The 26,972-nt window shown below is 60.4% G+C and carries 19 protein-coding genes; 6 read left to right on the top strand and 13 right to left on the bottom strand.

The window, feature by feature from the left end:
- The first annotated feature begins 73 nt into the window (after window positions 1-73).
- From ACTWLJ_RS23120 to ACTWLJ_RS23095, 6 genes are all read left to right on the top strand, one after another.
- Window positions 74-1,396 (top strand): MFS transporter, encoded by a 1,323-nt coding sequence (locus tag ACTWLJ_RS23120; protein ID WP_445178602.1) that lies wholly within the window; start codon window positions 74-76, stop codon window positions 1,394-1,396.
- Window positions 1,397-1,554: 158 nt separating this feature from the next.
- Window positions 1,555-2,547 (top strand): AraD1 family protein, encoded by a 993-nt coding sequence (gene araD1, locus ACTWLJ_RS23115; RefSeq protein ID WP_445178601.1) that lies wholly within the window; start codon window positions 1,555-1,557, stop codon window positions 2,545-2,547.
- Between the two features lie 9 nt (window positions 2,548-2,556).
- Window positions 2,557-4,137: an aldehyde dehydrogenase (NADP(+)) gene (locus ACTWLJ_RS23110; RefSeq protein ID WP_445178600.1), complete on the top strand. Its 1,581-nt coding sequence runs from the start codon at window positions 2,557-2,559 to the stop codon at window positions 4,135-4,137.
- Between the two features lie 168 nt (window positions 4,138-4,305).
- The gene (locus ACTWLJ_RS23105) at window positions 4,306-4,602 is read left to right on the top strand and encodes a DUF5629 family protein (protein WP_445178599.1); all 297 of its coding nucleotides are present in this window, start codon (window positions 4,306-4,308) and stop codon (window positions 4,600-4,602) included.
- Window positions 4,589-5,764: a lactonase family protein gene (locus ACTWLJ_RS23100; RefSeq protein WP_445178598.1), complete on the top strand. Its 1,176-nt coding sequence runs from the start codon at window positions 4,589-4,591 to the stop codon at window positions 5,762-5,764. The genes ACTWLJ_RS23105 and ACTWLJ_RS23100 overlap by 14 nt, the downstream gene beginning before the upstream one ends.
- 156 nt (window positions 5,765-5,920) lie before the next feature.
- Window positions 5,921-6,100: a hypothetical protein gene (locus tag ACTWLJ_RS23095; RefSeq protein WP_445178597.1), complete on the top strand. Its 180-nt coding sequence runs from the start codon at window positions 5,921-5,923 to the stop codon at window positions 6,098-6,100.
- A 370-nt stretch (window positions 6,101-6,470) separates the two neighbouring features.
- Here the strand turns inward: ACTWLJ_RS23095 and ACTWLJ_RS23090 are convergent, their stop codons facing one another.
- The 13 genes from ACTWLJ_RS23090 to ACTWLJ_RS23030 all read right to left on the bottom strand — a co-directional run bounded on the left by ACTWLJ_RS23090 (window position 6,471) and on the right by ACTWLJ_RS23030 (window position 26,967).
- Complete coding sequence (locus ACTWLJ_RS23090; RefSeq protein WP_445178596.1) at window positions 6,471-7,055, bottom strand: glutathione S-transferase; 585 nt, start codon at window positions 7,053-7,055, stop codon at window positions 6,471-6,473.
- Window positions 7,052-10,693: an AAA family ATPase gene (locus tag ACTWLJ_RS23085; protein WP_445178595.1), complete on the bottom strand. Its 3,642-nt coding sequence runs from the start codon at window positions 10,691-10,693 to the stop codon at window positions 7,052-7,054. The genes ACTWLJ_RS23090 and ACTWLJ_RS23085 overlap by 4 nt, the downstream gene beginning before the upstream one ends.
- The gene (locus ACTWLJ_RS23080; protein ID WP_401212528.1) at window positions 10,690-11,934 is read right to left on the bottom strand and encodes an exonuclease SbcCD subunit D C-terminal domain-containing protein; all 1,245 of its coding nucleotides are present in this window, start codon (window positions 11,932-11,934) and stop codon (window positions 10,690-10,692) included. The genes ACTWLJ_RS23085 and ACTWLJ_RS23080 overlap by 4 nt, the downstream gene beginning before the upstream one ends.
- Window positions 11,935-12,080: 146 nt before the next feature.
- The gene (locus ACTWLJ_RS23075; protein ID WP_445178594.1) at window positions 12,081-13,199 is read right to left on the bottom strand and encodes a hypothetical protein; all 1,119 of its coding nucleotides are present in this window, start codon (window positions 13,197-13,199) and stop codon (window positions 12,081-12,083) included.
- A gap of 108 nt (window positions 13,200-13,307) precedes the next feature.
- Window positions 13,308-14,438, bottom strand: a complete 1,131-nt coding sequence (locus ACTWLJ_RS23070; protein WP_445178593.1) for a hypothetical protein — start codon at window positions 14,436-14,438, stop codon at window positions 13,308-13,310.
- Window positions 14,422-18,048 carry a toxin VasX gene (locus tag ACTWLJ_RS23065; RefSeq protein WP_445178592.1) on the bottom strand — a complete coding sequence of 1,209 codons (3,627 nt, stop codon included), beginning with the start codon at window positions 18,046-18,048 and terminating at the stop codon, window positions 14,422-14,424. Before ACTWLJ_RS23065 ends, ACTWLJ_RS23070 begins: the two co-directional genes overlap by 17 nt.
- Window positions 18,045-18,911 (bottom strand): DUF4123 domain-containing protein, encoded by an 867-nt coding sequence (locus ACTWLJ_RS23060; RefSeq protein ID WP_445178591.1) that lies wholly within the window; start codon window positions 18,909-18,911, stop codon window positions 18,045-18,047. Before ACTWLJ_RS23060 ends, ACTWLJ_RS23065 begins: the two co-directional genes overlap by 4 nt.
- On the bottom strand, window positions 18,908-20,911 hold the full coding sequence (locus ACTWLJ_RS23055) for a type VI secretion system Vgr family protein (protein WP_445178590.1): 2,004 nt from the start codon (window positions 20,909-20,911) through the stop codon (window positions 18,908-18,910). The genes ACTWLJ_RS23060 and ACTWLJ_RS23055 overlap by 4 nt, the downstream gene beginning before the upstream one ends.
- Before the next feature lie 172 nt (window positions 20,912-21,083).
- On the bottom strand, window positions 21,084-22,724 hold the full coding sequence (locus ACTWLJ_RS23050; protein WP_445178589.1) for a BatD family protein: 1,641 nt from the start codon (window positions 22,722-22,724) through the stop codon (window positions 21,084-21,086).
- The gene (locus tag ACTWLJ_RS23045) at window positions 22,721-24,460 is read right to left on the bottom strand and encodes a tetratricopeptide repeat protein (protein WP_445178588.1); all 1,740 of its coding nucleotides are present in this window, start codon (window positions 24,458-24,460) and stop codon (window positions 22,721-22,723) included. Before ACTWLJ_RS23045 ends, ACTWLJ_RS23050 begins: the two co-directional genes overlap by 4 nt.
- On the bottom strand, window positions 24,457-25,536 hold the full coding sequence (locus ACTWLJ_RS23040) for a vWA domain-containing protein (protein ID WP_401212499.1): 1,080 nt from the start codon (window positions 25,534-25,536) through the stop codon (window positions 24,457-24,459). The genes ACTWLJ_RS23045 and ACTWLJ_RS23040 overlap by 4 nt, the downstream gene beginning before the upstream one ends.
- Entirely contained in the window at window positions 25,529-26,026 is a 498-nt protein-coding gene (locus ACTWLJ_RS23035) for a DUF4381 domain-containing protein (protein WP_445178587.1), read from the bottom strand. The genes ACTWLJ_RS23040 and ACTWLJ_RS23035 overlap by 8 nt, the downstream gene beginning before the upstream one ends.
- The gene (locus tag ACTWLJ_RS23030) at window positions 26,023-26,967 is read right to left on the bottom strand and encodes a DUF58 domain-containing protein (RefSeq protein WP_401212495.1); all 945 of its coding nucleotides are present in this window, start codon (window positions 26,965-26,967) and stop codon (window positions 26,023-26,025) included. Before ACTWLJ_RS23030 ends, ACTWLJ_RS23035 begins: the two co-directional genes overlap by 4 nt.
- Window positions 26,968-26,972 lie beyond the last annotated feature (5 nt).

Here is a 26,972-nt window from a genome sequence, read left to right as displayed (position 1 = left end):
GATCGGCCCTGGCGGTTTTCCGCGAGAGGCGTCCCCCGAGGTTCTATAAAAACAACAATCGGAGACCGATCCCATGAACCAGGAATTGCGGCTTATTCGCCGCATCACGCTGAAACTGATTCCCTTCCTGATCCTGCTGTACCTGATCGCCTATGTGGATCGCTCCGCCGTCGGCTTCGCCAAGCTGCACATGGGCGCCGACATCGGGATCGGCGATGCCGCCTACGGCCTCGGCGCCGGGCTGTTTTTCATTGGTTACTTTCTGCTGGAAATCCCCAGCAACCTGATGCTCGAACGCTTCGGCGCGCGGCGCTGGTTTGCGCGGATCATGATCACCTGGGGCGCCATCACCATCGGCATGGCGTTCGTCCAGGGCCCGCACAGTTTCTACGTGATGCGTTTTCTGCTCGGCGCGGCGGAGGCGGGGTTCTTTCCCGGCGTTCTGTACTACATCACCCAATGGTTCCCGGTGCGCCATCGCGGCAAGATCCTCGGGCTGTTCATCCTTTCCCAACCCATCGCGATGATGATCACCGGGCCAGTGTCCGGCGGTTTGCTGGGCATGGACGGCGTGCTGGGTCTGCACGGCTGGCAGTGGCTGTTCATCGTCATCGGCACCCCGGCGATCCTGCTGACCTGGCCGGTGCTGCGCTGGTTGCCCGATGGCCCGCAGCAAGTGAAATGGATGGATCAGGCCGAGAAGGACTGGCTGACCGGCGAGCTGAAAAAGGATTTGCAGGAATACGGCCAGACCCGTCACGGCAATCCGTTGCATGCGCTGAAAGACAAACGCGTGTTGCTGCTGGCGCTGTTTTATCTGCCGGTGACCCTGAGCATTTACGGCCTCGGTCTGTGGTTGCCGACCCTGATCAAACAATTTGGCGGTAGCGATCTGGTCACCGGGTTTGTGTCTTCGGTGCCGTACGTCTTCGGGATCATCGGGTTGCTGATCATTCCGCGCAGTTCCGACCGATTGAATGACCGTTACGGCCACTTGGCAGTGCTTTACGTGCTCGGCGCGATTGGCCTGTTCCTCAGCGCCTGGCTGTCGATGCCGGTGGCGCAACTGGCGGCGCTGTGTCTGGTGGCGTTTGCGCTGTTCTCTTGCACGGCGGTTTTCTGGACATTGCCAGGGCGCTTCTTTGCCGGAGCGAGTGCGGCGGCGGGGATCGCGTTGATCAATTCGGTGGGCAACCTCGGCGGCTATATCGGGCCGTTCGTGATTGGGGCGCTGAAGGAATACACCGGCAATCTGGCTTCGGGGTTGTATTTCCTGTCAGGGGTGATGGTGTTCGGTTTGATTTTGACTGGCGTGGTTTATCGGTTGCTGGAGCGCAAGCACGTGCTCCCCGCCGACCAATTCGCCGCAAGCGCCCGCGGCGCGACCCGCACCTGACACCAATGCAGCAATCACCGCCGAACCTGTGGGAGCTGGCTTGCCAGCGATAGCAATCTTTCAGACACATCAATGCTGAATGTGCCGCCGCCATCGCTGGCAAGCCAGCTCCCACAGGGTTCTTCGCTGTTTAGAAATTATGCTCAAGGGAGAAAATCATGCATCTGGTTCAATTCGAATTAAGCAACGGCGAGCGCCGTGTCGGCGTGGTCGAGCAAGGTCTGGTGCGCGAAGTGCAGGATGCGCGCAGCGTGCGTGATCTGGCGCTGGCGGCCATCGAGTCCGGCAACAGCCTCGTGCAGCAAGTGCAGACCCACGGTCTGGGCATCAGTCATGACTACACCGAACTGCTGACCCAGCTGCGCATCCTGCCGCCACTCGATCACCCGGACCCGGCGCACATGCTGGTCAGCGGCACCGGCCTGACCCATCTCGGCAGCGCCTCGGCCCGCGACAAGATGCACCAGCAGGCCGGCGATGAAGCGACGATGACCGACACCATGCGCATCTTCAAATGGGGCGTGGAGGGCGGCAAACCAGCGGCGGGGCAGGCCGGTGTGCAACCGGAGTGGTTCTACAAGGGCGATGGCAGCATCGTCGTGCGTCCGGGCGAGCCATTTCCGCTGCCGCCGTTTGCTGAAGACGCTGGCGAAGAACCGGAAATGGCCGGCCTCTATATCATCGGCCACGACGGCAAACCGTATCGCCTCGGCTTCGCGGTCGGCAACGAATTCTCCGATCACGTCATGGAGCGCAAAAACTATCTGTACCTGGCGCACTCGAAACTGCGCAGTTGCAGTTATGGCCCGGAACTTCGCGTCGGTGAATTGCCTCAACATCTGGCGGGCAGTAGCCGCATCCTGCGCGACGGCGAAGTCTTGTGGCAGAACGAGTTCCTCAGCGGCGAGGCCAACATGTGCCACAGCTTGGCGAACCTCGAATACCACCACTTCAAGTACAGCCAGTTCCTGCGTCCGGGCGATGTACATATTCACTTTTTCGGCACCGCGACCCTGTCGTTCGCCGATGGCATCCGCACCCAACCGGGCGATGTATTTGAAATCAGCCAGGCCGAATTCGGCGCACCGCTGATCAATGGCATTGCCCCGGCAGAAGCCGTTTTCCAACCGGGCAGCATCGGCACCCTTTAAGGAGATCCCATGACTCAGATTCTCGGTCACAACTACATCGGCGGTCAGCGCAGCGCTGCCGGCAGCGTCAAACTGCACAGCGTTGACGCCAGCACGGGCGAGCAATTGCCGCACGATTTTATTCAGGCCACTGCTGAAGAAGTCGATGCCGCCGCCAAAGCTGCCGCCGCCGCGTACCCGGCGTATCGCAGCCTCAGCGCTGAGCGCCGCGCACAGTTTCTCGATGCGATTGCCGATGAACTGGATGCGCTCGGCGATGATTTTGTGGCCGTGGTCTGTCGCGAAACGGCGTTGCCGGCCGGGCGGATTCAGGGCGAGCGCGGGCGCACCAGCGGGCAGATGCGTTTGTTCGCCAAAGTGCTGCGTCGGGGTGATTTTTACGGTGCGCGCATTGATTCGGCATTGCCGGATCGTCAGCCGTTGCCGCGTCCGGATCTGCGCCAATACCGCATCGGTCTCGGCCCGGTAGCCGTGTTTGGCGCGAGCAATTTCCCGCTGGCGTTTTCCACGGCGGGCGGCGATACCGCTTCGGCGCTGGCCGCCGGTTGCCCGGTGGTGTTCAAGGCGCACAGCGGCCACATGGCCACGGCAGAGCTGGTTGCCGATGCAATCATCCGCGCCGCGGAAAAAACCGGCATGCCGGCCGGGGCATTCAACATGATTTACGGCGGTGGTGTCGGCGAATGGCTGGTCAAACACCCGGCGATTCAGGCAGTCGGCTTCACCGGTTCGCTCAAGGGCGGACGGGCGCTATGCGACATGGCTGCCGCTCGGCCGCAGCCGATTCCGGTGTTCGCCGAGATGTCGAGCATCAACCCGGTTATCGTCTTGCCTCAGGCACTGGCGGCCCGTGCTGAAACCGTCGCTCGCGATCTCACCGCATCGGTGGTGCAAGGCTGCGGGCAGTTCTGTACTAATCCGGGTTTGGTGATTGGTATTCGCTCGGCGCAATTCAGCGCTTTTATCCAGCAAGTTGCAGGGCTGATCGGCGATCAACCGGCGCAAACCATGCTCAATGCCGGCACGCTGGGCAGTTATGGCAAAGGTCTGGAGAAATTGCTGGCGCACGCTGGCATCGAGCATCTGGCGGGTAATCCGCAGCAAGGCAATCAGGCGCAGCCGCAACTGTTCAAAGCGGATGCGAGCCTGCTGATCAACGGCGATGAAGTGCTTCAGGAAGAAGTCTTCGGCCCGACCACGGTGATCGTTGAAGTGGCCGATCAGGCACAACTCAGTGCCGCGTTGAACGGCCTGCACGGGCAACTCACCGCGACGATCATTGGTGAACCAGCTGACTTCGAACAGTTCGCCGAACTGACGCCGCTACTGGAACAGAAGGTCGGGCGGATTCTGCTCAACGGTTATCCGACCGGTGTCGAGGTCTGTGATTCGATGGTGCACGGCGGGCCATACCCGGCGACTTCGGATGCGCGCGGCACCTCGGTGGGCACCTTGGCGATCGATCGTTTCCTGCGCCCGGTGTGCTTCCAGAACTATCCGGACAGCCTGCTGCCGGAACCGCTGAAAAACGCCAATCCGCTGCGCATTCAACGGCTGGTCGATGGCAAGCAATCCCGCGACGCGTTGTAACTGACAACACATTACCTGTGGGAGCTAGCCTGCTAGCGATAGCGGCCAATCAGTCGACATCACCGCCGCCTGACACAACCGCATCGCTAGCAGGCTAGCTCCCACAGGGGGTTATGTGGCGACATTGAGCTATCATTGGCCCTTTCCCCCTTTTAAAGACTGTTTGCCATGACTGCCGAAACCGAATCCCTTCTCAACGCCCTCGAACACTGCGACATGGTCGAAATCGACGGCTTGCATGCTTTCGAATCCTCCCTCTACGAAGACGACAGTCTGCACATCGAACTCATGGACGGTCGCGTGTCGAAACACTGGGAGTTCAGCCCGGAACAAGTCAGGGCGGCAACTTTCGACAATGAGCTGCAGAGCTGGCTGATCGTTGGCGACTCCGGCGAGCATCGTCTGGTGGTCATGCAAGCCTTCGGCGGCAGCAACGACGAGGAAGAACCGAATGAAAATGCGTAAATTCTGGCCGTTGCTGATGGCCGGCAGCGTGGGCGCGATGGGCATTTCCAGTGCGTCCGCCGAAAATTTCCAGTTGCTCGTTGGTTCCTACACCGCCAATACCAGCCAGGGCATCTATCGAATGAACTTCGATAGCGCCACCGGGCAGATTGACGCCAAACCGCTGCAAGTGGTCAAGAGCGAAAATCCGTCGTGGCTGACCCTGTCGAAAGATCAGCACCGACTGTTCGTGGTCAACGAAAACGGCCCGGGCCAAAAAGACCCGGTCGGCCGCGTCAGCAGTTACGCCATCGATCCCAAGACTCATGCCCTGAGCCTGATCAGCCAAGTGCAGAGCCTGGGCAACGAGCCGACCCATTCGAGCCTCAGCGGCGACGCCAGCCATCTGTTCGTCAGCAACTACTCGGTGGTTGAAGACCCGGGCGGAACCCTCGCGGTATTGCCGGTCGGTGCCGACGGCAAACTCAAGCCCGTGGTGCAGATGAGCGCTCACCCGGCGAGCCGCGTGAACGCCGAACGTCAGGCGTCGAACCATGTGCATTCGACGATTTCCTCGCCGGACGGTCATTACGTGTTCTCCAACGACTTGGGCGCGGACAAGGTTTTCATCTACAAATTCGACCCGAAAGCCAACCCGGATCTGCCACTGACCCCGGCGAAAGCCGCTTCCGTGGCCTTGCCACCGGGCAGCGGTCCACGGCATCTGCTGTTCAGCGCCGACGGCAAGCATGCCTGGCTGACCATGGAGATGAGCGCGCAGGTCGCGGTGTTCGACTACAACGACGGCGTGCTGACCCAGACGCAAATGGTCGATCTGGCTGCCGGCCAACCGACCTCGGACAAGGCTGGTGCGGCGTTGCACGCTTCGGCTGATGGCAAATTCCTCTACGTCAGCAACCGTGGCACCGCCAATCAACTGGTGGTCTTTGCGATTGATCCGGCGACCGGCCAGCTCAAAGAACTGCAAAAACGCTCGGTGGAGGGTGATCACCCGCGTGAGTTCAGTCTCGACCCGAGCGGTAAATTCCTGCTGATCGCCAACCAGAAGAGCAACGCGATTATCGTTGTCGAGCGCGATGCCAAGACCGGTCTGCTGGGCAAAACCGTGCAGAAACTGCCGATGGACGCCCCGAGCGACCTCAAGTTTCTGGTGCGACAATAAGCCACAGGCCCCGGTTCACGGGGCCTGTCTCTATGTATTAATCGCGCTGATAACAGCTAATGCTACAAAGCATTTCAAGCAGGCGACCCTCGAGCGTTAAGTTTGCTTCACAGCCCAACCGGGCAAGCAAGCCAACCGAACACGAGGGTTACCGCCATGAACTTCAATCTCTTCTCGATTATCGCTGCTTCCGCCATCTCCGCTACCGTTGCTCTGCCAGCCAGCGCCAGCGTTGAAGTCAGCAGCAAAAAATCCCACACCCAGAGCTACACCCAGAAATACCTGCAACAAAGTGCCAACTTCTACGCCGCACTGGATCACAAAACCCAACACTGAAATTCCCGCTCAGAAACTCCCTGTTGGGGCTGCCGAAGGCTGCTATCTTTTGACTTTCAAAATCAAAAGATCGCAGCCTTCGGCAGCTCCTGCATGTGTGCGTTTGGCAGCTCGATAGAGTTTATTCAGCAAAGCGCACATTGCTCGGCGCTGGGCATGTGCGAAGCCCTTACTTGAGCATCCGCAGATTTTTCTGAGGTGTGAACACTTCTGTGGTGAGGGGATTTATCCCCGTTCGGCTGCGAAGCAGTCGTAAAATCTGCCACTAAGGTGCATCGGGAATATCTGGCTTGCAGGGTTTGGGGCCGCTTCGCAGCCCAACGGGGATAAATCCCCTCGCCACGGGTGTTGTTTAAGCAGGAAGGGTTGGTTACTTTTTCATGATGGCGGTGAACAGGTCGGAGTCGAGGAAGCGCTGTAGCCACGACTGCAAGCGCACATAAGGCGTCTGCGCAAACCACTCGCGATCAACATGGGCGAACTGCCTAACGAATGGCAGCAGCGCGATATCGGCAAGAGTCGGATGCTCGGTCAGCAAATAATCGCGATCCTTCAGCAACTCATCCAGCTTCTGCAGAAACAGCGAACCCTCACCTCGATAGAACTCCATCGGCTGCTCCGGATAGCGTTCAGCGTACTTGTAGCGATTCAAGTGCACCTTGAACACCTGATCATTGGCCTGGATCAATTCGGCAATCCGCGAATCACCGTCGAGCAACCAATTATCCGGATCATTCTGCGCCAGCGCCCAGCGCATGATCTCCAGACTCTCTTCCAGCACCTGACCACCGGCATCTAGCACCGGCACCGTACCTTTCGGCGACAGCGCCAGCATCTCGGCCGGTTTCGCCTTCAGGCTGACCTCGACAATGTTCACCGCCACGCCCGAATAGCGCAGCGCCATCCGTGCGCGCATCGCGTAAGGGCAGCGGCGGAAAGAGTACAGCGTGTTCATTTCACCTCCAGTGTGCTCAAACCATTGCCCTGGCGCTGCACCTGAATCTGCACCGGAATCCGCTCGTGCATTTCCTGTACGTGCGAGATCACCGCGACCTTGCGGCCCTGCGCCTGCAAGCCGTCGAGGGCGTCCATCGCCAGTTGCAGTGATTCCGGATCAAGGCTGCCGAAACCTTCGTCGATGAACAGCGATTCGATCTTCAGCGTGCTCGACGCCATCGACGCCAGACCCAGGGCCAATGCCAGCGACACCAGGAACGTCTCGCCACCGGACAGCGAATGCACCGAGCGTAGTTCGTCGCCCATTTCGGTGTCCATCACCAGCAATCCAAGCATGCTGCCGCCACGTTTCAGGCGATAGCGTTTGACCAGTTGGCGCAACTGCACGTTGGCGTGATGCACCAGCAAATCGAGGTTGTACGCCTGGGCGATCTTGCGGAAGGTGTCGCCAGTGGCCGAGCCGATCAGCGCGTTGAGACGAGCCCAGCGTTGATACTCGGTGTAGGCGTCGGCAATCTGCTGCGCCAGCGCCTGATTGGCGTTCTGCCGACGTTGGTCCTCGGCTTGCTCGGCGCGCAATTCGGCGCATTGCTGCTCGCTGACGGTGAACTGGTTTTGCAGGTCGGCGAGGGCGCTTGCCAGTTGTTCGGCATCGAGGTTGCCGTTGTGCTGCGCCTGATGATCGAGCAGACGCAGATCACGTTCCTGCACCAGCACTTTGGCCTGTTCGATGGCTTTTTCGTTGTGCTGCAAGCGCTGACGCAATTCGCTGACTTGCGCGTCGTCGATTCGCAGCAAGTCTTCGAGGCCACCGTCATCCAGCTCAGGATGACGCGCACGCCAGTCGGCGATTTTGCCGGCCAGTTCGCGGTCTTCGGCTTCGATGGTCTGTAAGCGATCTTGCTGCGCCTTGAGTTCGGCGGCGATCTGCACCAGTTGCGTGCGCACGCTTTGCAGTTCTTGGGCCGTCGATGTCTGGGCGTTGCGCGCCTGTTCCACCGCTTGTTCAAGCCGGGTTTGCCAGTGCTCGGCGTTGCTGTGCTCGCCGAGCAATTGCGCGAGTTTTTCCTGGCAGGCCTGTTGTTGCGCGGCCAATGCGTCGAACTGCTGTTCAGCGTTTTGCGCTTGCTGCACGCGGGTCTGCTGACGATCCTGTTCCATCTCCAGCGTCTGCTGGCGTTGTTGCTGCTCGCTGAGTTCTTCTTTCTGCTGATCGACTTGGGTCAGGCGCTCGGCGATCTGCCGGTCGAGTTGCATAAAGGTTGCCGCTGGTTCAACCCGCAACGCTTCAAGGGTGTCGGCGGGCAGCAGATTACCGAACGCAGTCAGCTCTTCGTCGAGCCGCTGACGGTCGCTGCCCAGTTCGCGTTGCTGATTGCTCAGGTGTTGCGCCGCTTGCTGGTGGGCGGTTTCGGCGTGACGCAGTTGCTGAGTCAGGCGCGCCGCATCCTGTTGCAGCGTGAGCAGGGCGCTTTGGCGCTGTTCGTCCTGCGCGATGCTCTGATTCAGCTGATCGTTCTGCCGCGTCAGCCAGGCGCTGCGTTTGTCGGCGTCCTGATTGAGCAACTGAGCCGCCTGCGGATGGGCTTCGAGGCTGGAGGTCAATGCCTGTTGCCGGGCGGCAGACTGCTCCTGCTGTTGCAGCAATTCTTTCTGTTGCGAGATGACCCCAACCACTTCGGCGCGCAACTCGGTGAGCTTTTCCTTGAGCTGATCGACCACTTGCTGCGCGTTGGCCTGTTCGCTCTCATCGTGGCGACCGAGGCTTTGCAGCAGCGCTTCGGGCTGGTGATACGGATGCTCGTTGCTGCCGCAGACCGGGCACGGCTGATCGTCCTGCAACTGCGCACGCAGCTCTTCGACGCTGGCACTGCGCGCCAGTCGCTGACGCTCCAGCAAGTCACGGGTGACGCTCAGGGTTTGCTCGGCGACGGTCAGTTCGGCTTTGGTCTTGACCCCGTCCTGAGTCAGGCGATCACGTTCCTGTTGCGCGCTGAGCTGACGTTGTTGCAGCTCGGCGCCGAGTTTGTCCATTTCCTCCTGACTGGCCCACAGGCGCGTCAGATCTTCGATGGCGCGCAGTTGTTTGCGGTTGTCCTGCAACAGATTGCCGAGTATGCCGATCTGTTCGGCGACGGCATCCGGCTCGGCACCGGCCTCTTTGAACAACACGTCCAGTTGCTGTTTGTGCGTGGCCAGCTCTTCGGCGCAGCGGCTGGCATTCTGTTCAAGACTGGCCAGTTCTTCTTGGCCCTTGTTAAACCGACCACTCACCAGCATCAGCTGTTGCAGGCGATCGCGATAGGCATTCCACGCATCGCTCAACGGTGCCAGATGGGCACTTTGCTCAAGCCCGGCGGCAATCTGCTGCAAGCGTTCAGCGACCTGACTTTGCTTGTCGAGCAAGGTCTGTATCGAGCTCTGGCCCTGAGTGCAGGCCTGTTGCGCTGCCTGTTTGGCTTCGACGCTGAGCGCGACATCCTTGGCCAGACGGGCGAGGGTGCTTTGTTCTTCGAAGGCCTGACGCAGTAGCGGAGCACTGTCACTCTGGCGCTGTTGCGCTTCGCTCAGGGCCAGTTGCGCTGCGCCGAGATTCTGTTCCAGCAATGTTTGACGTTCGCCCAGTTCGACATGCTGTTGGGTGTGCGCGGCAATCTGCGCGGCCAAAGGACTCAGTTGCGCGTCGAGTTCGGTTTTGCGGGCGAACTGGTGGCGTTGCGGGGCCAGTTGTTCCAGACGCGTCAGTTTCAGCCGATCAGCGCTCAGCGTTTCCCAGTGTTGTTGGGCACTTTGCAGTTGTTCGGCGGCGGCGTGTTGCGCGTCCTGTAACTGACGTAAATCCTTGAGCCAAGTGTGCTGCTGCTCAAGCTGTTTGAGCTGCGACTGTTGCAGCTTCAGTTGCTGTTGTGCGGTGTTGAAGCGTTCATCCAGCTCAGCGCGGGCTTCCGGCGTCAGCGGCGTGACGCCGGTCGCTTGATCCTGCAACAGCTTATGCGCCTCGCGGGCCTCTTTGGTCTTGTCGAAAGCGCGACGACCGAGGCGAGTGTAGAGCGCGGTGTCGGTGAGCTTTTCCAACAACTCGCTGCGGTCGTTGTCGTCCGCTTTGAGGAAGGCACTGAACTCACTCTGGGCCAGCAACACGGCGCGGGTGAACTGTTCGAAGTTCAGGCCCAGCGCGGCTTCGAGTTGGGTTTTGTACTCGCCTTTCTGGCTGGCGAGCAGTTGATCCTGATCGATATCGCGCAAGCTCTGACGGCTGGCCTGCAACTTGCCGCCAGCCTTCTCACGGGCGCGATTGGCCTCCCAGCGCGCACGATAACGACGGCCATCGACGCCGACAAAATCCACTTCGGCATAACCTTCGCCAGTACCGCGACGGAGCAAGGTGCGCGGGTCGCCAGTGGCGATTTCGCCGTCGGCGTCCGGTACTTTCGCATCGCGACCGGTGTTGTTCAGACGCGGCACGGCGCCGAACAATGCCAGGCACAAAGCATCGAGCAGGGTACTTTTGCCGGCGCCGGTCGGCCCGGTAATCGCGAACAGACCGGCGCTGGCCAGCGGTTCAGCGGTGAAATCGATTTCGAACGGGCCCGCCAGCGAGGCGAGGTTTTTCAGGCGAATCGCAAGAATCTTCATGGCTGCTCCGCCTCCATTTGCACGTCTTGCAGCAACTCGGCGAAGTCCTTGAGCGTCTGTTCATCGACCTCATTGCCGTAGTTGTCGAGCCAGGCGCGGCTGAACAGCTCCTGCGGCGTCAGTTGATCGAGTTCGATCAGCGTGCTGCCATCGTCGGCGCCGTCGCGGCCACCGTTGCCGGCATATTCGGCGGCGATCCGTACCAGACGCACGGCTTTGCCTTGCAGGGCGCTTTCGACTTGATGGCGCAGATCCGGCTGCGGCTCGTCGAGGCGCACACGGACTTCCAGCCACGGTTGGCGCTGGGTTTCGGCGAGCAGGTCGATGTTTGGCAGGTCCGCCAGTTGCACGAGGATTTCCGCCAGCGGCGCCGGGCCGATGCGTTGCAGATTGACCGAACGCGGAATCAGTTTCGGCTCTACGCTGACCAGGGTTTCGCCGTCCAGGGTGATGTCGAGAATCTGATGCTGATAGCCGATTTCCGAGAACGACAATGGAATCGGCGAACCGCTGTAGCGAATCCGCTCTTCACCGTTGACCTTCTGCGGCTTGTGCAAGTGGCCGAGGGCGACGTAGCTGATGCTCGGCCCGAACAGACTGGCCGGCAGCGCCTCGGCGTTGCCAATGATCAGACTGCGCTCGGAGTCTTCCGAAACCGAACCACCGGCCATGTGCGCGTGGCTGATGGCGACCAGCGCCTGACCGGGTTTGCGTTTGGCATTGGCCGCTTCGATCAGCCATTCATGAACCTGACCGATACCGCGCAAATAGTTATCGCCCAAGTGCGCGCCAGTCACTTCGGCAGGGCGCAAGAACGGCAGCGCCAGGCACCACGCGGCGATTTCGCCGGAGGCATCCGGCAGTGGCAGCAACAGACGCTCGGCGTCGAGCTGGCCATCGTCCAGCCACAACACCCGACCCAGCGCATGGGTGCGCAACCGGCGCATCAACGGCGCGGGCAGTTCAATGCGCGAGCCGGAATCATGGTTGCCGGCGATCATCACAATGGTCAGCAACGGTTGCTGTTCGTGGGCGCTGACGATGAAATCGTAGAGGCGTTCCTGGGCTTTGACCGGCGGGTTGACCGTGTCGAATATGTCCCCGGCGATCAGCAGCACATCAGGCTGCGCCAGTTGCAGTTGACGCAGCAGCCATTCGAGAAAACAGGCGTGCTCGAAATCGCGCTCCTGGCCATGCAGGTTTTGCCCAAGGTGCCAGTCGGAGGTGTGAAACAGACGCAAGGTGGACTCCGCAACAAAAAGAGGTGATGGCCGCAGGAAATGGATGGCGGCGAAAGTGCGGAGAGTTTACTGGCAAAAACGCTGACTGTGGTCGAAGTGAGCTTCTGTGGTGAGAGTGGCAAGCGCCCTCACCACAGAAAGTCGTCTCATCCGCTAACTTTCATGCGCCGAACTTCGGCAAAAATCTCGGTGATTGCCCGGTGGGGCAGGCGTTTGTGCAGCTTTCTGACCTGTTCGCTCATGCGCAGCAGTTCTTCGCTCGGTTTGACCCACTGTTCCTTTGGCAGCGGCTCTGACCATCGGCGCATCACCTCGGGCAGTATGTGTTGGCCTCTGGCGTTGATGCGGCGGATTTCCCATTCGACCAAGTGGTTGGGCACGGTCCAGAAGGTCATGACGTGGTACAGGTACCAGAAAAACCCCGACACCCGGCCTCGCTCGCCATCACGAATTTGCTGATGCATGCGCGCGCGGGCGTTGTGGAAGGTGTGAACGCCTTCGTGAGGCGGGTCGTCGGGGCCTTGCAGGTCTTGCTGATACTGGATGGATTTGAGGTCGTTGACTTCGTATTCCATGTAACCGCGGATGGCTTCCCAATGGCTGATGGCGATGGGCAGGCCGGAGCAGGGGAATTCGACGCTGGTGAGGGTTTCGCCGTGCTGGAAACCGATGCCCATGCCGTATTGGCGGCGAATGCCGTGCTGGGTCGCGCTTTGGGCTTCGATGACCCAGGCTGAAAGCGATTCCCAAGGGGCGAAGACCGGTTCGGTGGCGTCTTCGGGCATGAAACAGACTTCGCGGCGCTGGCGGTTGAAGCGGGTGGGGATGATTTCGGCGCGTTTGTTGTGGACGTTGAGCCAGACGCAGAGGCCGATGAGTAGGGTGATGAAGCCGGTTACCAGCGCATACCCATAACCTTCGTGGAATATACCCTTCATTGAGTCCCAGATAGCTTCCTTGTCGTAACCGAAAACAATCCCAAGAAACCCAGTAAATAGCGGGAATAGGAAAGCAATCATAAACGCGCCACTAAAGGGTAAGCCCAAAATGACTTGCCAGGAGAACACCTGAGGCGATCCCAACCCGAAGTCCATGTACACGTCATTCAACTCCCCAATATGAGGGCCGTGAGGTGGCAATGGAGTAGGAAGCGGCAATGGCGCGAGATAGGTGATCTTCCCGCTTGGAAAGGGCTCGATATCTCCTGCCTTACGGGATTGATCAAGGTGTGGTGTTTGGACGGTGTCATCACGGTTTTTGGACATGGTCGACCAGCTCCAGTAAACGGGTTTCAACCAGCAACAGGGGCGGATGCTCGGTGACGGATTTGAGGGGCAGCGAAGGGAACAGACTTCGTCTCGAGGCGCTCAATTTCATGCGCGATCTTTGTTGCTGGCGTTCAACCGCTGCACCTCGGCAAAAATCTCGGTGATCGCCCGGTGAGGCCGGCGTTTGTGTAGCTTTCTTACCTGTTCGCCCATGCGCAGCAATTCTTCGCTCGGTTTAGCCCATTGGTCCTTCGGCAGCGGCTCTGACCACTGGCGCATTACCTCGGGCAGTATGTGTTGGCCTCTGGCGTTGATACGGCGGATTTCCCATTCGACCAAGTGGTTGGGCACGGTCCAGAAGGTCATGACGTGGTACAGGTACCAGAAAAATCCCGACACCCGGCCTCGCTCGCCATCGCGAATTTGCTGATGCATGCGCGCGCGGGCGTTGTGGAAGGTGTGCAGGCCTTCGTGGGGCGGGTCGTCGGGGCCTTGCAGGTCTTGCTGATACTGGATGGATTTGAGGTCGTTGACTTCGTATTCCATGTAACCGCGAATGGCTTCCCAATAGCTGATGGCGATGGGCAGGCCGGCGCAGGGGAATTCGACGCTGGTGAGGGTTTCGCCGTGCTGGAAACCGATGCCCATGCCGTATTGGCGGCGGATGCCATGCTGGGTCGCGCTTTGGGCTTCGATGACCCAGGCTGAAAGCGATTCCCAAGGGGCGAAGACCGGTTCGGTGGCGTCTTCGGGCATGAAACAGACTTCGCGGCGCTGGCGGTTGAAGCGGGTGGGGATGATTTCGGCGCGTTTGTTGTGGTTGTGGAGCCAGACGCAGAGGCCAACGAATAGGGAGCAGAAACCGGTTATTAACGCTGTGTCATATGACACCAGGAAAATTCCCTCTACAGAACTCCAAGCTTCCTCCCAGCCATATCCAAGCACGAGCCCAAGAAATCCGCCCACCAACGGAAATAGGAAGGCAATCATAAATGCCCCGGTGAATGGTCCGCCTAGTGTCACTTGCCACATGAAGACTCCGGGTGACCCCAAGCCAAAGTCCATGTGTACATCATTCAACTCTCCGATATGAGGACCGTGAGGCAGCAATGGGGTAGGAAGCGGCAGCGGCGCGAGATAAGTGATCTTCCCGCTTGGAAAGGGCTCGATATCTCCGGCTTTACGGGATTGTTCCACGCGTGGTGTTTGGACGGTGTCATCAAGGCTTTTGGACATGGTCGACCAGCTCCAGTAAATGGGTTTCAACCAGCAACAGGGGCGGATGCTCGGTGACGGATTTGGGGGGCAGCGAAGGGAAACGGCCTTCGCCTCGGGGATTCAAGTGAATGATGTGGGTACGAGAGATCCACTCGCCTTTGGCGTTCAACCGTTGCACGCAAACCCCCAACTCCATTGTATCGATCACGGGCGACGTCGGAGCCTCACGATTTAGCGGGTATTGCAGGCATAGAATCAGTGGGTTTGCTTGCACGATCTGCAAGCTGTCCGACACCTCATTACTGATCACATCCTTGCGTTCACGCGCGGTGCCGCGGCTTTCGAGTGGGCGGAACAGCCGATGGGCACCGATGCCCAGGCGCAGGGATGGTTTGCCGCTGAGTGGCGGCTGGAAGTCGCTCAGTTTCACCCCCGGCAACTCGAGGTGAATATCGCTGGGTTTCGCCCGCAAAAAAAGCTTCTTCAGCGAAGTGTCATGTTCGTTCAGACCCAATGTTGCAAAAGGGGCATGGATTAATTCGCCGAGGTAACTCTGGTATTCGTCCAGGGTGTAGTTACCGCGTTCATCGCCGTCCAGACTCCAAGGTGTGGTTTTGAGCCATTTGTCGTGAGCGCTGATGTTATAGCGGTTGTGCAGCCAGGTACCGCTTAGTTCTAATACTGTGAACAATGCACCAGCCAGGTTTGCTCGGAAAAACACGGTTGACAGGCGAGTACCGGCTGCGGTCCATGCGGCTGTTCTTGCGGCAGCGTCTTTAGCAATCAGAACCATGTAACCCGAATGTAAGGTTTGACCAAAACCATAGGCATTGATGCTCGTCATGCCGGCTGCTCCTACTGTGGCAAGAGCAGCACTGCTCTGGGCTGCGCGGTTGCCACTTCGCATTGCTTGCTGCCAATTTTGCTGGTGGGCATTTAGGCTGGCCAGGGAAGATACAAAACCGAACAAGTACGTAGCGAAACCCAATCCAACATGCATCTTCCCCATCTGGACATGCACACTCTCCAAAGCGTGATATTGACCTGCCGCGACCAACTTATCGCTATGTGCCTTCAGCGCAGTGTCTGCTAGGTTCTGTGCAGCGGAAAATCCTGCGGCACCTGTGGTTGCTACTGCGTTAGCAAATGGCTTCCAAACTCGTTCGTTCCCGGTTTGCTTCAACATCTCCCGATAAACCACCACCAAATTCACCGCCTGAGCCAAAAACACCAACAACCCAATCCCCTCACTCTTAATCAAATCCGCCCTCGGCACACTCTGTATCCCCAACCGAATATTCTTCAGCAAACTCCGCACTTCCTGCTGCTGCGCCGGGGCAAACACTACCGTCACTCCCGCCCGGGACGGCGTTGCACCGTAAGTGCGAACAGAGGCATCCGGCAGTTCTGCAATCGGGCTCATCGCTCCCGCCAGTCGACCTTCGAGCTGTGTCAATTGCGCCCGTACCCGCACGATCTCGGTCTGCAACTCCATCGCTTGTGGTGTCTTGTGCCCCGCGAGGTTTTTGTTGTGGGTCAGCCGATTGCGTTCCTTGGTCAGGCTTTTGAGGTCCGCCCGTTCCCGGAGCACGTCCTTGATGTCGGTTTGCAGCGCCGCGTGTTCCGCCGGGGTGGCGACGGTGAAGGTCACGCCTGTGCTTCGCGCCGCATCGAGAATCCGGGCCGGCAGTGCTTTGGGCAGATGGCGAAACAGTTCGTCGAGGTCGGGGACTTTTCCTCCCTCCAGATCGAAACCTGCCAGTGCGCGGCTCAGGCCCAGATTCAGCGCCGGGCTGTAGCTGTGCTGCACCGCGTCGGCGAGGGCGCTGGTGTATTCGGGAAATGAATCGAGGGCAGGCAGGTGCGGTTGTTCGGCTTTTCGCAGGGTTTCCAGCCAGTGCGGCAGCTTGCTGTACAGGCTGGTTCCCGCATTGGACAGCAGGCTGTATTGCGCCAGCAGCTCAGGCCTGACCCGCAGCGGCAAGGTGTAAAACGCAGGGCGTGTCAGCTCCGGGTGTTCTTCCAGAAAAGCCAGCATCTTTTCACTGGCGTGATCGCTGCGGCAGATGTCTTTGATGCAGGCGTATTCGGCGGCGAAAACCTCGGCCAATTGCTGTGGTTTATGCGCATCGTAGTACCAGGCCGAGCGATGGAAACGCCCGGCACAGACCAAATCTGTACGGTCTTCGGTAATGCGATCGAGCAAGCGATTCCAGCGTCCGATATCGGCGCGATGCTGGAACAGCATGTCGTCCATGGCGGGTCGATCAATGAAGTCGTTGATCCCGCGTTTACCGGTGAAACTGGAGCCCTCGATCACGTCCTCGATGCGCTTGTTTTGCTCCTTGCCGAGCTTGACCAGCGTCTTCAAGTGGCGCTCGACGAAGTCATCGGGAGCCATCGAAAAGTGCTCGCGGGTGTAGTAACTGCGGTCCGCGTATTCTATGGCGCGGCTATGGGCCATGATGTCTGGAGCGCCACCCTGATACCTGAGCATCTTCCGTGCTTCGGCTTGGGCTTCGTTGCGTAATTGCACCAGCGCAGGCGGGAGGGGCACCTCGTCCAGCTCGACCTTGCCGCCCTTGTTCAGGTAGTCGAGCAAAGCTTTGCGCGTGTCTTCCCGGGTCGGTTCAGGCAACTGTTGCAGATCGCCAAGCAGGGCTTTGACTGCCGGGTCGTCGCTGACCTTGTCGAGGTTGCCGACGTCAGCCGGACTGAGCTGACTCAAGGATTCGATATAACAGGCCAGCAAATAATCCCGTTCGTTGTGCCCGTTATTGCTCCAGTGATCAATCCAGCCGACCACCGTGTCTTGATAGTCAGCCAGATCACGCAGTACGCCGAGGTCGTCCAGCACCACAAGGAACAACGTGTCGTTCTGATAAGCCGGGCGCACTGAACCGAGGAACTCGCCAATATGCGCATCGCGAAAGCGCCGGGGTTGTTCCCACAGATACGGTTCGCGCTCGTGCTCGGGGGCGTTGCTGACGTGCACCGTGGGCATCAGGACGGCGTCTGGCGGCGAGTCCTGCTCCAGGCTGGCGCGGTCTTTCTCCAGCTGCGTCTGTTGCGCCGGCACCGTCGCAATCTCCGCCAGCCACTGCCCGGCCTGTTCCACCGTCAGCAGATGTTCGCCACCGGTTTCGCAGTTCACCGGACCAAGGTCTACGGCCTGCATGAAGTGTTCGCGCTCTTCGCGGCTGTCAGTCACTTGCGCGCATTTGCCGGCGCTCCATTGAACCTCGGCGAAGCACACGTGCAACTGACTGCGCCGGGAAAACACCAGCGCCGGAGACTCCTCGATGGGCGTGCGTTGATCGCCGGCTACCTTGGCGCCCTTGTGCAACAAGGCGCTGACCAGACCATTGCGAATCCGGTATTCATGCAAATGACCGGTGACGCTGTCGATCACATACAGCCAGCCATCGCGCAGCATGCGAATGCCCAGCGGTCGCGTTTTCAGGGAGTAGGGCAGTTGCAGCGAGGCACTTGGGTCGAGGGGGTTTTCCACCAGCCCGTAACGCAAGGGCAGCAGTTGCACATGGGTTTGACGCAAGGGGCAGGCGCCGGGTGAGCCGATGGGGGTTTTCGGGGCCGCAGCGGCGGCAAGGTTGGCAGGCGAGTTCATGGGCGGCCCCGTTGGCTGGCCCAGTCGTGGGCAAGGGTAGCGGCCAGCGCAACGCGCTCGCCGGGTGATTGCAGCGATGGCGAATGCAGTAATCGATGGATGTGCGGGTGCTGGTCGAGCGGGGAACCGTCCAGCGAGGCCAGAACATTGGCGTAATAGAGCAACTCGGATTGGCTGCTCAAGCCCAGGGCTTGCGCCTGCGTAAAAAGCTGTTCAAGCGCTGGCCAGCGCAAGGCCAGGGTTGCGCCGCGTTGCTGTTGCGGGAAGTAGCTGAGTAAATGGACATCGAGATCGAGCAGCGCACGCCGTTGATCAACTCGATCCAGTGCCGAGTTCTGTTCCGGCGTCAGGCGATAGGGGATTGGCAGGTCAGGGCTGTCGGATTGCCGAGACTGGTGACGATGCCAGCTCGCGCCAACGCAATCGGGGGTGACTACCGAGCAAAGCGGACCAAATAACCGTGGATCACCGCTGCCAAACAGCGCCCGCGCAACGGCGGCGTCGGCCAGTCGCAGCATCACCGGCAGACCTTCCGGCATTTCCACCGTCAGCAGTTTTCGCAGGTGTTGAGCGACGCCATGTGCGTGCTCCGAGCTGAACAGCAACACTCCCCATTCTTCGTGCGCATGCGCCATGTAGAACTGAAACACCGCCGACTCAGGGTGTTCGATTGTCACCAGCAGTGGCGAGATATCCCGCAGTTCAGTGAAGGGCGGGCAGTCGAACAATGCGATGCTGCTGAAGCCGGGACAGTGCTGTTGCAAGCGCTCCGGCAAATTGATTTGGGTTGCGCCGTCCAGCAATACAAAAGCCTGTTGCTCATTCCACGGCAAGTCAGTGGGCAGTGAGGTCGAAAGATTCATGCCTCGGCTGCCTCGCACATCAGGCAACGTGAATTGCGCGCCGCGACCATTGTTCGGCGCTGCTGGGGCGGATCGACCGCTGCACTCAAGATCGGCAACGCTCCCGGCATCAATGGCGCCGCTGACAGCCCGACCGCAGGCGCGCCGCCCTGAACGATCGGCACGCTGCTGCAAATGCCCTCCGGCCCCAGCGTCAACCAATGGCCACCGGCCTTGATCGTCACGTGGGCACCGCCATCGATGACCACTTGCTGGCCGGCGCCGAAGTGGATTTGCTGGCTCGCACTGAGCCGCTGACTGGTGACGCGAATGTGCCGGTCGCCTTGCACCCACAGGTGATCGTCCTGCTTGAGTTCGGTCAGGCGATTGCCGTGGGTCAGATGGTGTTCGTCGCTGCGCAGGTCATGGCTGCAAATGCCGCCGACCACCACCGAGCGCTGATTGTCGACCTGAACCCGTTGGTCATTGAGCACCAGTTGAACAAAGTCACGCTGAGCACGGATGGCGATTTCTTCGGCGCCTTTTCTGTCCTCGATCCGTAGCTCGTTGTAACCGCCACCTCCGGGGCTGCTCTGACTGCGCCAGATGCTGCGCGTCTGTTCGGCGGGCAAGTCGAGTGGCACCGGCGTCACGGCATTGGGCAGGCAACTCTGGATAAACGGTTTGTCGGGATCACCTTCAGTGAATCCGACCAGCACTTCCATGCCGACGCGGGGAATCTGCACGCTGCCGTATTGGTCATGAGCCCAGCCTGTGGCGACTCGCAGCCAGCAACTGGATTGCTCATTGAGCTGACCTTCGCGATCCCACAGCAATTGCACTTTCACGCGGCCATAGGCGTCGCAGTAGATCTCCTCGCCGGACGGACCTGTCACCACCGCGTGCTGGTTGCCGTTCACCCGTGGTTTCGGGTGTTCCAGCGCGGGTCGGTAAATCACCTCCCAAGGCGTGGCAACAAAGTCATTGCGGTAGCCCTGTTGGAATCCATCTTCGCTGCCAGCGTCAGTCGCCGACTCCTCCAGCACTTGCGGTTGTTTGCCAGTGTGGTCGACGCTGGTCAGCAGCCATAAACCGTTAAAGTCAGCGCGTGGGTGCTCGCACAGGTCGAGGAAACTGCCACTGCGCAGCAGGCTTTGATTGCTGCGACCTTGTCCCTGGCGGTAATCGGCGCGATGGCGCTCAAGGGCGCGCTGGCTCAGATGAGTGCCGCGTTCACGATGGATGAACTGCCCCGGAAAGGCGTAATCCTCAAGTGCGGGAAGCCGCGTGTCCCGGGCCTCGGCGTCCAGTTGCACAGTAGGCCGTTCGAAGTGATAGTCGCGACGACTGACGTGGCTGGTACGGGTTTCCAGGCGTACGTTGAAGCGATCGATTACCGAGGTGTCGGCCACCATGCCGCTGTCTTGTACGTACACGGTCGGGGCACCGGGTCTGGGGAAAACGGTCTGGTCCTCGCCAAACACCAACAGATGTCCAGCGCTGCTGTGCTGGAAGTGAAAGTGCAGACCTTCTTCCTCGCACAAGCGCTGGATGAAGTGCAGATCCGTCTCGTTGAATTGCACGCAGTACGGACGTGGCGGGTATTCCGCGCTCAGCTGGAAACGCCAGGCGTCAGCCTGCATGCCGTGGTCGAGCAACACCTTGGCGATGATCTGCGGCACGCTCTGCTGCTGAAAGATTCGCTGGTTATGGCGGTGGCCGAGATAGGCCAGATACGGCACCAACACGATCTGGTAACGCGTCAGACGTGTGCCGGAGTCACCTTGGCCGATTCGATAAATTTGCCCGTGAAGGCCGGCGCCATTGGCGCTGAAAGAGAGAAAGGCCGGACGGTGCAGCAGAGACTCGAGATCAAGGTCGCGACGTTCGCTGACCAATTCGAGTTCGACCTTGTAGGTTTGGTTGAGCGCTTCCTTGGCTCGGAACTCATGTACCTGAAAGTCGTGGGTAAAACCTTCGATATCGAGTCTGAAAACGACGGGTTTGCCAGCAGTAAGCATCCACTTTTCCCTGTGTCTGTTTAAGGCACAGGACTTTGTGTGGAGCGACCCAATCAGTGAAGTCAGACAAATCGAAGTTTGATGTAGGGCTTTTCTGATTTGGCGGAAAAGCACGCCATCAGGCTATAAGTCCTACAGAAATTACTTAATTGCGCTGGATCAGGTAGGAGCTTTATTTGGGGTAGAGGGGGGGGAGGCTGCTGTCGGTTGTCGGGTCTTGCACGCGCTCGGCCATCGGAATTGTGCGGATTGCCCGCCACAAATCCTCACCCTGCCAATGCTGGCCGGTTTCGCTATAGAGCGCGCCGTTGAGGCCGTCGAGGGCGTCGGACAGCGGTACAAAACGCGCGGCCATGTCGGCCAGGGTTTCCGGCTGCTGGCGTGCCCAGGCATCGAGTGCCTGCCGGGTGGCTTGCGGGTCGTTGGCCTGGCTTGCTCGTTTGATGTCATCCAGCAGCGTGCGCGGGCTCGGGCCGGTTTGTGCAGCGCGCAGGATCGCCGGTTGCCAGCGCGCCCGCCACCACAAGCCGAAGCCGAGCAGGGTGGTGCAGGCCAGAATCAGTGTGCTGAGTTTCCACCACCACAGTGCATCGCTGTCGGCAGTGCTCATGGCTGGCGAGTTGCCGGCCGGGGTATCGACTTGCAGGCTCGGATTGTTCGCCACTTGCAGAGTGCGCGCCGGGAGGCTGCTGTGTTCCAGGTGATCCTCGAAGGTGTTCCACCAGATCACATCTACGGTCGGCAACTCGATTGAGCCGCTGCGGCTCGGCACCAGTGCTTCGCGTTCTTCGCGGGTGCCGATCAGGCCACGGTCGCTGCTCTGGTTGCTCAGCACTGGTTGATCCGGGTAGCGGCGCAGGCCGTTGGCCTCGGTGCCGGGCAGCGCCGGCAGTTGTGAGCTGGCGAGGCCTTCGACTTTCAGTGTCAGAATGCGAGTCAGAGAATCACCGACCTGAGTGTGATCCGGCTCCGGGTTCCAGCTCTCGCTAAGAGTCAGGCTGCGTGCCGGCAGCCAAGGCGCATCGGCGGGGTAAGTCAGCGGTTTCGGTTTGACTGTCAGCTCCATCGGCGTGGAGTTGATGCGCAGCAGCTTGCCGGTTTTCGGTCCCTGCGCGTTGGCATCCTGTGTCGATTGAGTGTCGACCAGTGTGGCGCTGAAGGTCTGCGGCGCGATAGTCAGCGAACCGCTGTGTTGCGGATAGATCGCATAGCGCATCTCGATCACTCCGTGGCGCATGCCGTTGATGTCTTTTTCGTAGGTGCGGGTGTCGCCCAGTTGTTCGACGCGGGCATCGGTGACTTCCAGCGGGGTCAGGCTGCTGTCGTCATACAGCGAGACCGAATGGTAAATGCGCAGGGTCAGAATCGCCTGCGCCTGCACGTAGACGCTGGGCTGATCGAGGCTGGCCTGGATAAACACCGGATCGAGACTGTTTTTGTCTTCGCGGGTATCGCTTTCGACCACTTGCACGGTGATCGGCTGGCTCTGCACGTCGCCCATTTGCAGCGGTGGAATCACCACGCTGCCGTTCTGCCGGGGCAGCAGGGTAATGATCCAGCGCGTGGTCGCGTGGCTGTCGGCATTGAGCGTGTTCAACTGGTTGACCTGCCGCGTGCCGCGCACTTCGAACAGCGGCTCCAGCGGTGTCAGGTCAGGTTTGCCGAACTGCGTGACGTCGTTGGATTCGAGGGTGAGTTCGACCGTCTCGCCGGAGTTCAGGCGACTGCGATCCACGCTGGCCGTCAACTCGGCCGCGTTGGCGGCGGCCGTGCAGATCAGCAGGGGCAGCAAGAGAGCGGTGAAACGGGTCATCGGGTTTTTTCCTGATCCTGATGTTGTTGCTGTTCGTACCAGAATTTGCGTCGCAGCAGTTCGCCCGGATTGTCCGGGATTTTGCCCAGCCATTGTTCCAGTGCCTGACGTTGTTCGCCTTGAAGATTATCTTCGTAGGGATGCAGCGTCGGCGTACTGCTTTGTTCTTCGTCCGGCTCGTTGTTCGGCACTTCGTTCGGGCCTGGCAGCGGCGGCGGGGTGGCGGTCGGCGGTTCGCTGGCCGGCTCGGCGGTTTGCGCTTCGCTGTGGTTTTCACTGTTGACCGCCGTTGGTGGCGCGGTCGCTGGCGGTGGTTCGTCGCCCGGTATGCTTTGTTGCTCGGGTTGTGGCTCCGGCTCGGCGGGTGGCGGGGTGTTTTTCTGCTTGAGCAGATTTTCCACCAGCGCCTTGTTGGTCAGTGCCGGGCGCAAATCCGGTTGCAGCTCCAGCGCCTGTTCGTAGGCATCGATGGCCGCTTCCAGCTCGCCGCTTTTCGCCAGGGCGTTGCCACGATTGTAGTGGGCGCGGGCATCGCTGCCTTCGGCAAAGCGCTGGGCGGCGCCACTGTAGTCGCCGGCCTCGTACAACGCCACCCCTTGCCATTGATGATCTTCGAAATGTTCCGCCGCTTCGGCCGGACGTTTCTGCTTGAGCAGGTGCAGCCCTTGTTGATCGGGGCGCAGCCACAGATCCTGAAAATCAAAAGCGTAGCTCGGTTGCGGCAGGCACAGCAGCAATGGCAGGCAGAACAACCAGCCACGACGCCCCGCGCAGGCCGCCAGCAGCAACAGCGGCAACAGCAGCCAATAGCCCTGATCCGCCCAAGTATCGAGACGCAGGATCTGCCCGTCGTTGCGCAAGCTGCGCGGGCCGTCGAGCAAACCGAGGGCTCGCAAATCAGCTTCGTCGAGCCGCGCGTTGTGGTATTCGCCGCCCACACTATTGAGGAAGGCGCCGAGGCCCGGGCTGTCGAGTTGCGGCACGCGGATCGCGCCTTGGTCATCCTTGAGGAAACTGCCGTCCTCTTGCGCAATTGGCGCGCCTTCAGCGGTGCCGACACCGAGCATCAGCAGTTGCGCGGATTGTCCGCTCAACGCGCGGCGTATGCCTTGGCGTTCTTCTTCAGAGAGCGATGAACCGATCAACAGAATCCGCCCCTGACCGAGCGCGCCCTGTTTCAGCAGTGCCAGCGCTTTGCTCACGGCAAGGTCGGCGCGATGGCCGCTTTCGGGCATCAGCGATGGCTTCAGCGCATCGAGCAGATTGCGACTGGTCGCCAGGTCATCCGACAACGGCACCAAGGTATGCGCGCTGCCTGCGTAAACGACGATGCCAGTCTGCGAATCACTGCGCGCCTGCAACAGGTCGAACAGCTTGCGCCGGGCCTGTTCCAGTCGGGTTGGCGGCGAGTCGGTGGCGAGCATTTCCGGGGTCAGCTCCAGCACCACCACCAACGGGTCTGCGGGTTTCTGGCTGGTTTGCTCGACGCGCTCCCAGCTCGGCCCGAGCAACGCCAGCATCGCCAACAGCCACGCACCGCCGAGGACGATCCACGGCAGTTTACTGTCGCGTCCGTTGCCGCCGCTGAGCAGGGTGGCGTGGAAGGCTGGCGGCAGAATCATCTGCCAGCGTCCGGCGCGTTTTTGCCGGTGCCAGAGTTTCCACAGCAGCCAGCCCAGCAGCGGCAACAGCAATAGCCACCAAGGGCGGAACCAGTGCGGCCAGAGCGCAATCATCGGCGCCTCCGCAGACGCAGGCGCTTGAGACGCTCACGCCAGTCGGGCAACGGACTTTGCAGATACAGCTCCTTGGTGAACAGGCGTTGCAACGGGTTGTCCGGCCACAATTCGCGCACGACCAGCAACAGACTCAGCAGCAAGGCCAGTGCCAGCGGCCACTGATACAACGCTTGCGCCGGGCGGGCTTGCGTCGGTTGCTGAGCCACGGGTTCGAGCAGGTCAAGGGTGTCCTTGATCGCTTGCAGTTCTTTACCGTCACGGGCGCGGAAATAGCGGCCACCAGTGGCGTCGGCAATCGCCTTGAGCGCCGGCTCGTCGAGATCCAGGCTCGGATTGGTCCCGAGCAGGCCGGTGCTGCCGCTGGCTTCAGGATCGGCGCCGATGCCGATCGGGTAAATTTTCACGCCTTCACTGGCTGCCAGTTTTGCCGCAGTCAGCGGGTCGATTTCACCACCGTTATTGGCGCCGTCAGTCACCAGAATCAGCACGCGGCTTTGCGCGGGTCGCAGGCGCAGGCGTTTCAGGGCGAGGCCAATCGCGTCGCCGATGGCGGTGTTCTTGCCGGCAATACCGATGCGTGCTTCGTCGAGCCAGACCCGTACCGTGTGGCGGTCAAAAGTCAGTGGCGCTTGCAGATAGGCCTGACTGCCGAACAGGATCAGCCCGACCCGATCACCCTCGCGGCTTTCGAGAAAGTCGCCGAGCAAATGCTGAACCAGCGACAAGCGGCTGACGTCTTCGTCTTGCCACTGCATGTCGGGGAAATCCATCGAGCCGGACACGTCCACCGCCACCAGCAAGTCGCGACCGCTGGCGGCAATCGGCAACGGTTCGCCAAGCCATTCCGGGCGCGCCGAGGCGATCAGCAACAGCAGCCACAACAGGATGAACGGCGTTTGCTGACGCCAGGCCGGCAGATTGGCCCGCGCACGACGGCGGGCCAGACCTTCGAGGTCAGAGAGGAAACTCACCTTCAAGGCCGGCTCGCCGCTGTCGGCCACCGGCAGCACGATGCGCATCAGCCACGGCAGCGGCAGCAGCACGAAGATCCACGGCCAGGCGAACTCAAACATGTTTGCGAATCCAGGTGTCGACGGCTTGAGTCAGACCAGCAATGGCCTTGTCATCGAGTTTGCATTCGGGTTTGTACGCACCTTCCACCAGCACCATCCAGCGCGTCAGGCCAGCTGCCGGGCAACGGTTGTCGAGAAACGCCAGCCATTTGCGGCCATTGAGCGTATGGCTCTGGCTGTAGGGATAGTGATTGCGACAGAGACGCTTGAGCAGGCCGTTGAGTTGTTGCAACCACGCGCCGGCCGGCGCGCCATCGTACGGTTTGGGCATCTGCGCCAGTTCGACGAGGGCGGCGATGCGCACCGGATCGAGCGGCTGTTCGGCGCGCACGATTGAGCGTTTCTTGACGGGAATGAAGCGGCGCAAACGCCACACCGCAAAACCGAGCAGCGGCACCAACAGAACCAACAGCCACCAGCCCGGTGCCGGTGGCCAGAAGGCAATCGGTGGCGGGGAAATCAGCGGTTGCAGTTGCTCGAGGCCGTTCATCGACCTTTCCCCGGGCGTTGCGGATTGAGGAACTCGCGCATCTGCTCGACCATTTCACTTTGCGTGCTCAGTGGCATCAACAGCACCCGCAGTTTTTGCGCGAGCAATTCCCAGCGGGCGATGCGTGCTTCAGCCTGGGCGCGGTAAGTCTGGCGCAGCTCAAAATTCAGCGTGTCGAGTTCCAGTTGCGCGCCGCGCTCGGCGAACCGTAGCAGTCCGGCGGCGGGCAGGGCGTGGTCCAGCGGGTCGGACAGCGGCAGCAGCAACAGGTCGCAATGCCGCGACAGCAGGCCCAGCTGTTGCTCGGCGCTGTCGGACAGTGCGCGTTCGTCACAGATCACAATCGCCAGACTGCCCGGGCGCAGCACTTCGCGGGCACGGCGCAGGGCCACACCAAAGGCATCACGATCCGGCTCGCGCTCGGTGTGCAGCGACTGGTTGACCTTCACCAGACGGTTAAGCAGTTGCAGCAGGCTTTGTTTGCTGCGCCGTGGCTTGATTTCGTAATGCTCGTTGTCGCCAAACACCAGTCCGCCGACACGGTCGTTGTGGCCCAGTGCGGCCCAGCCGATCAGCGCTGCGACTTGCGCGGCGAGTACCGATTTGAACATCAGTCCGGAACCGAAAAACAGCCGCTGGCTCTGCTCGACCATGATGAAAATCGGTCGTTCGCGTTCTTCATGGAACATTTTGGTGTGCGGTTCTTGCGTGCGTGCCGTAACGCGCCAGTCGATGGTGCGTACGTCGTCGCCGGCCTGATAGACCCGAACCTGATCGAAGTCGACGCCGCGCCCACGGAATTTCGAGTGGTGCAGACCGATCAGCGGGCTGCGCTGGCTCGGCGTCGAAAACAGCTGCACTTCACGCACGCGGTGACGCATCTCGATCAGCTCGGCGAGGCTGACGCGAATACCCGGTTCGGACGGCAGAGGGGCGTTCATCAGGG

This window comes from Pseudomonas sp. McL0111 (assembly GCF_052567255.1).
This window is presented reverse-complemented; position numbering and strand designations above follow the sequence as displayed.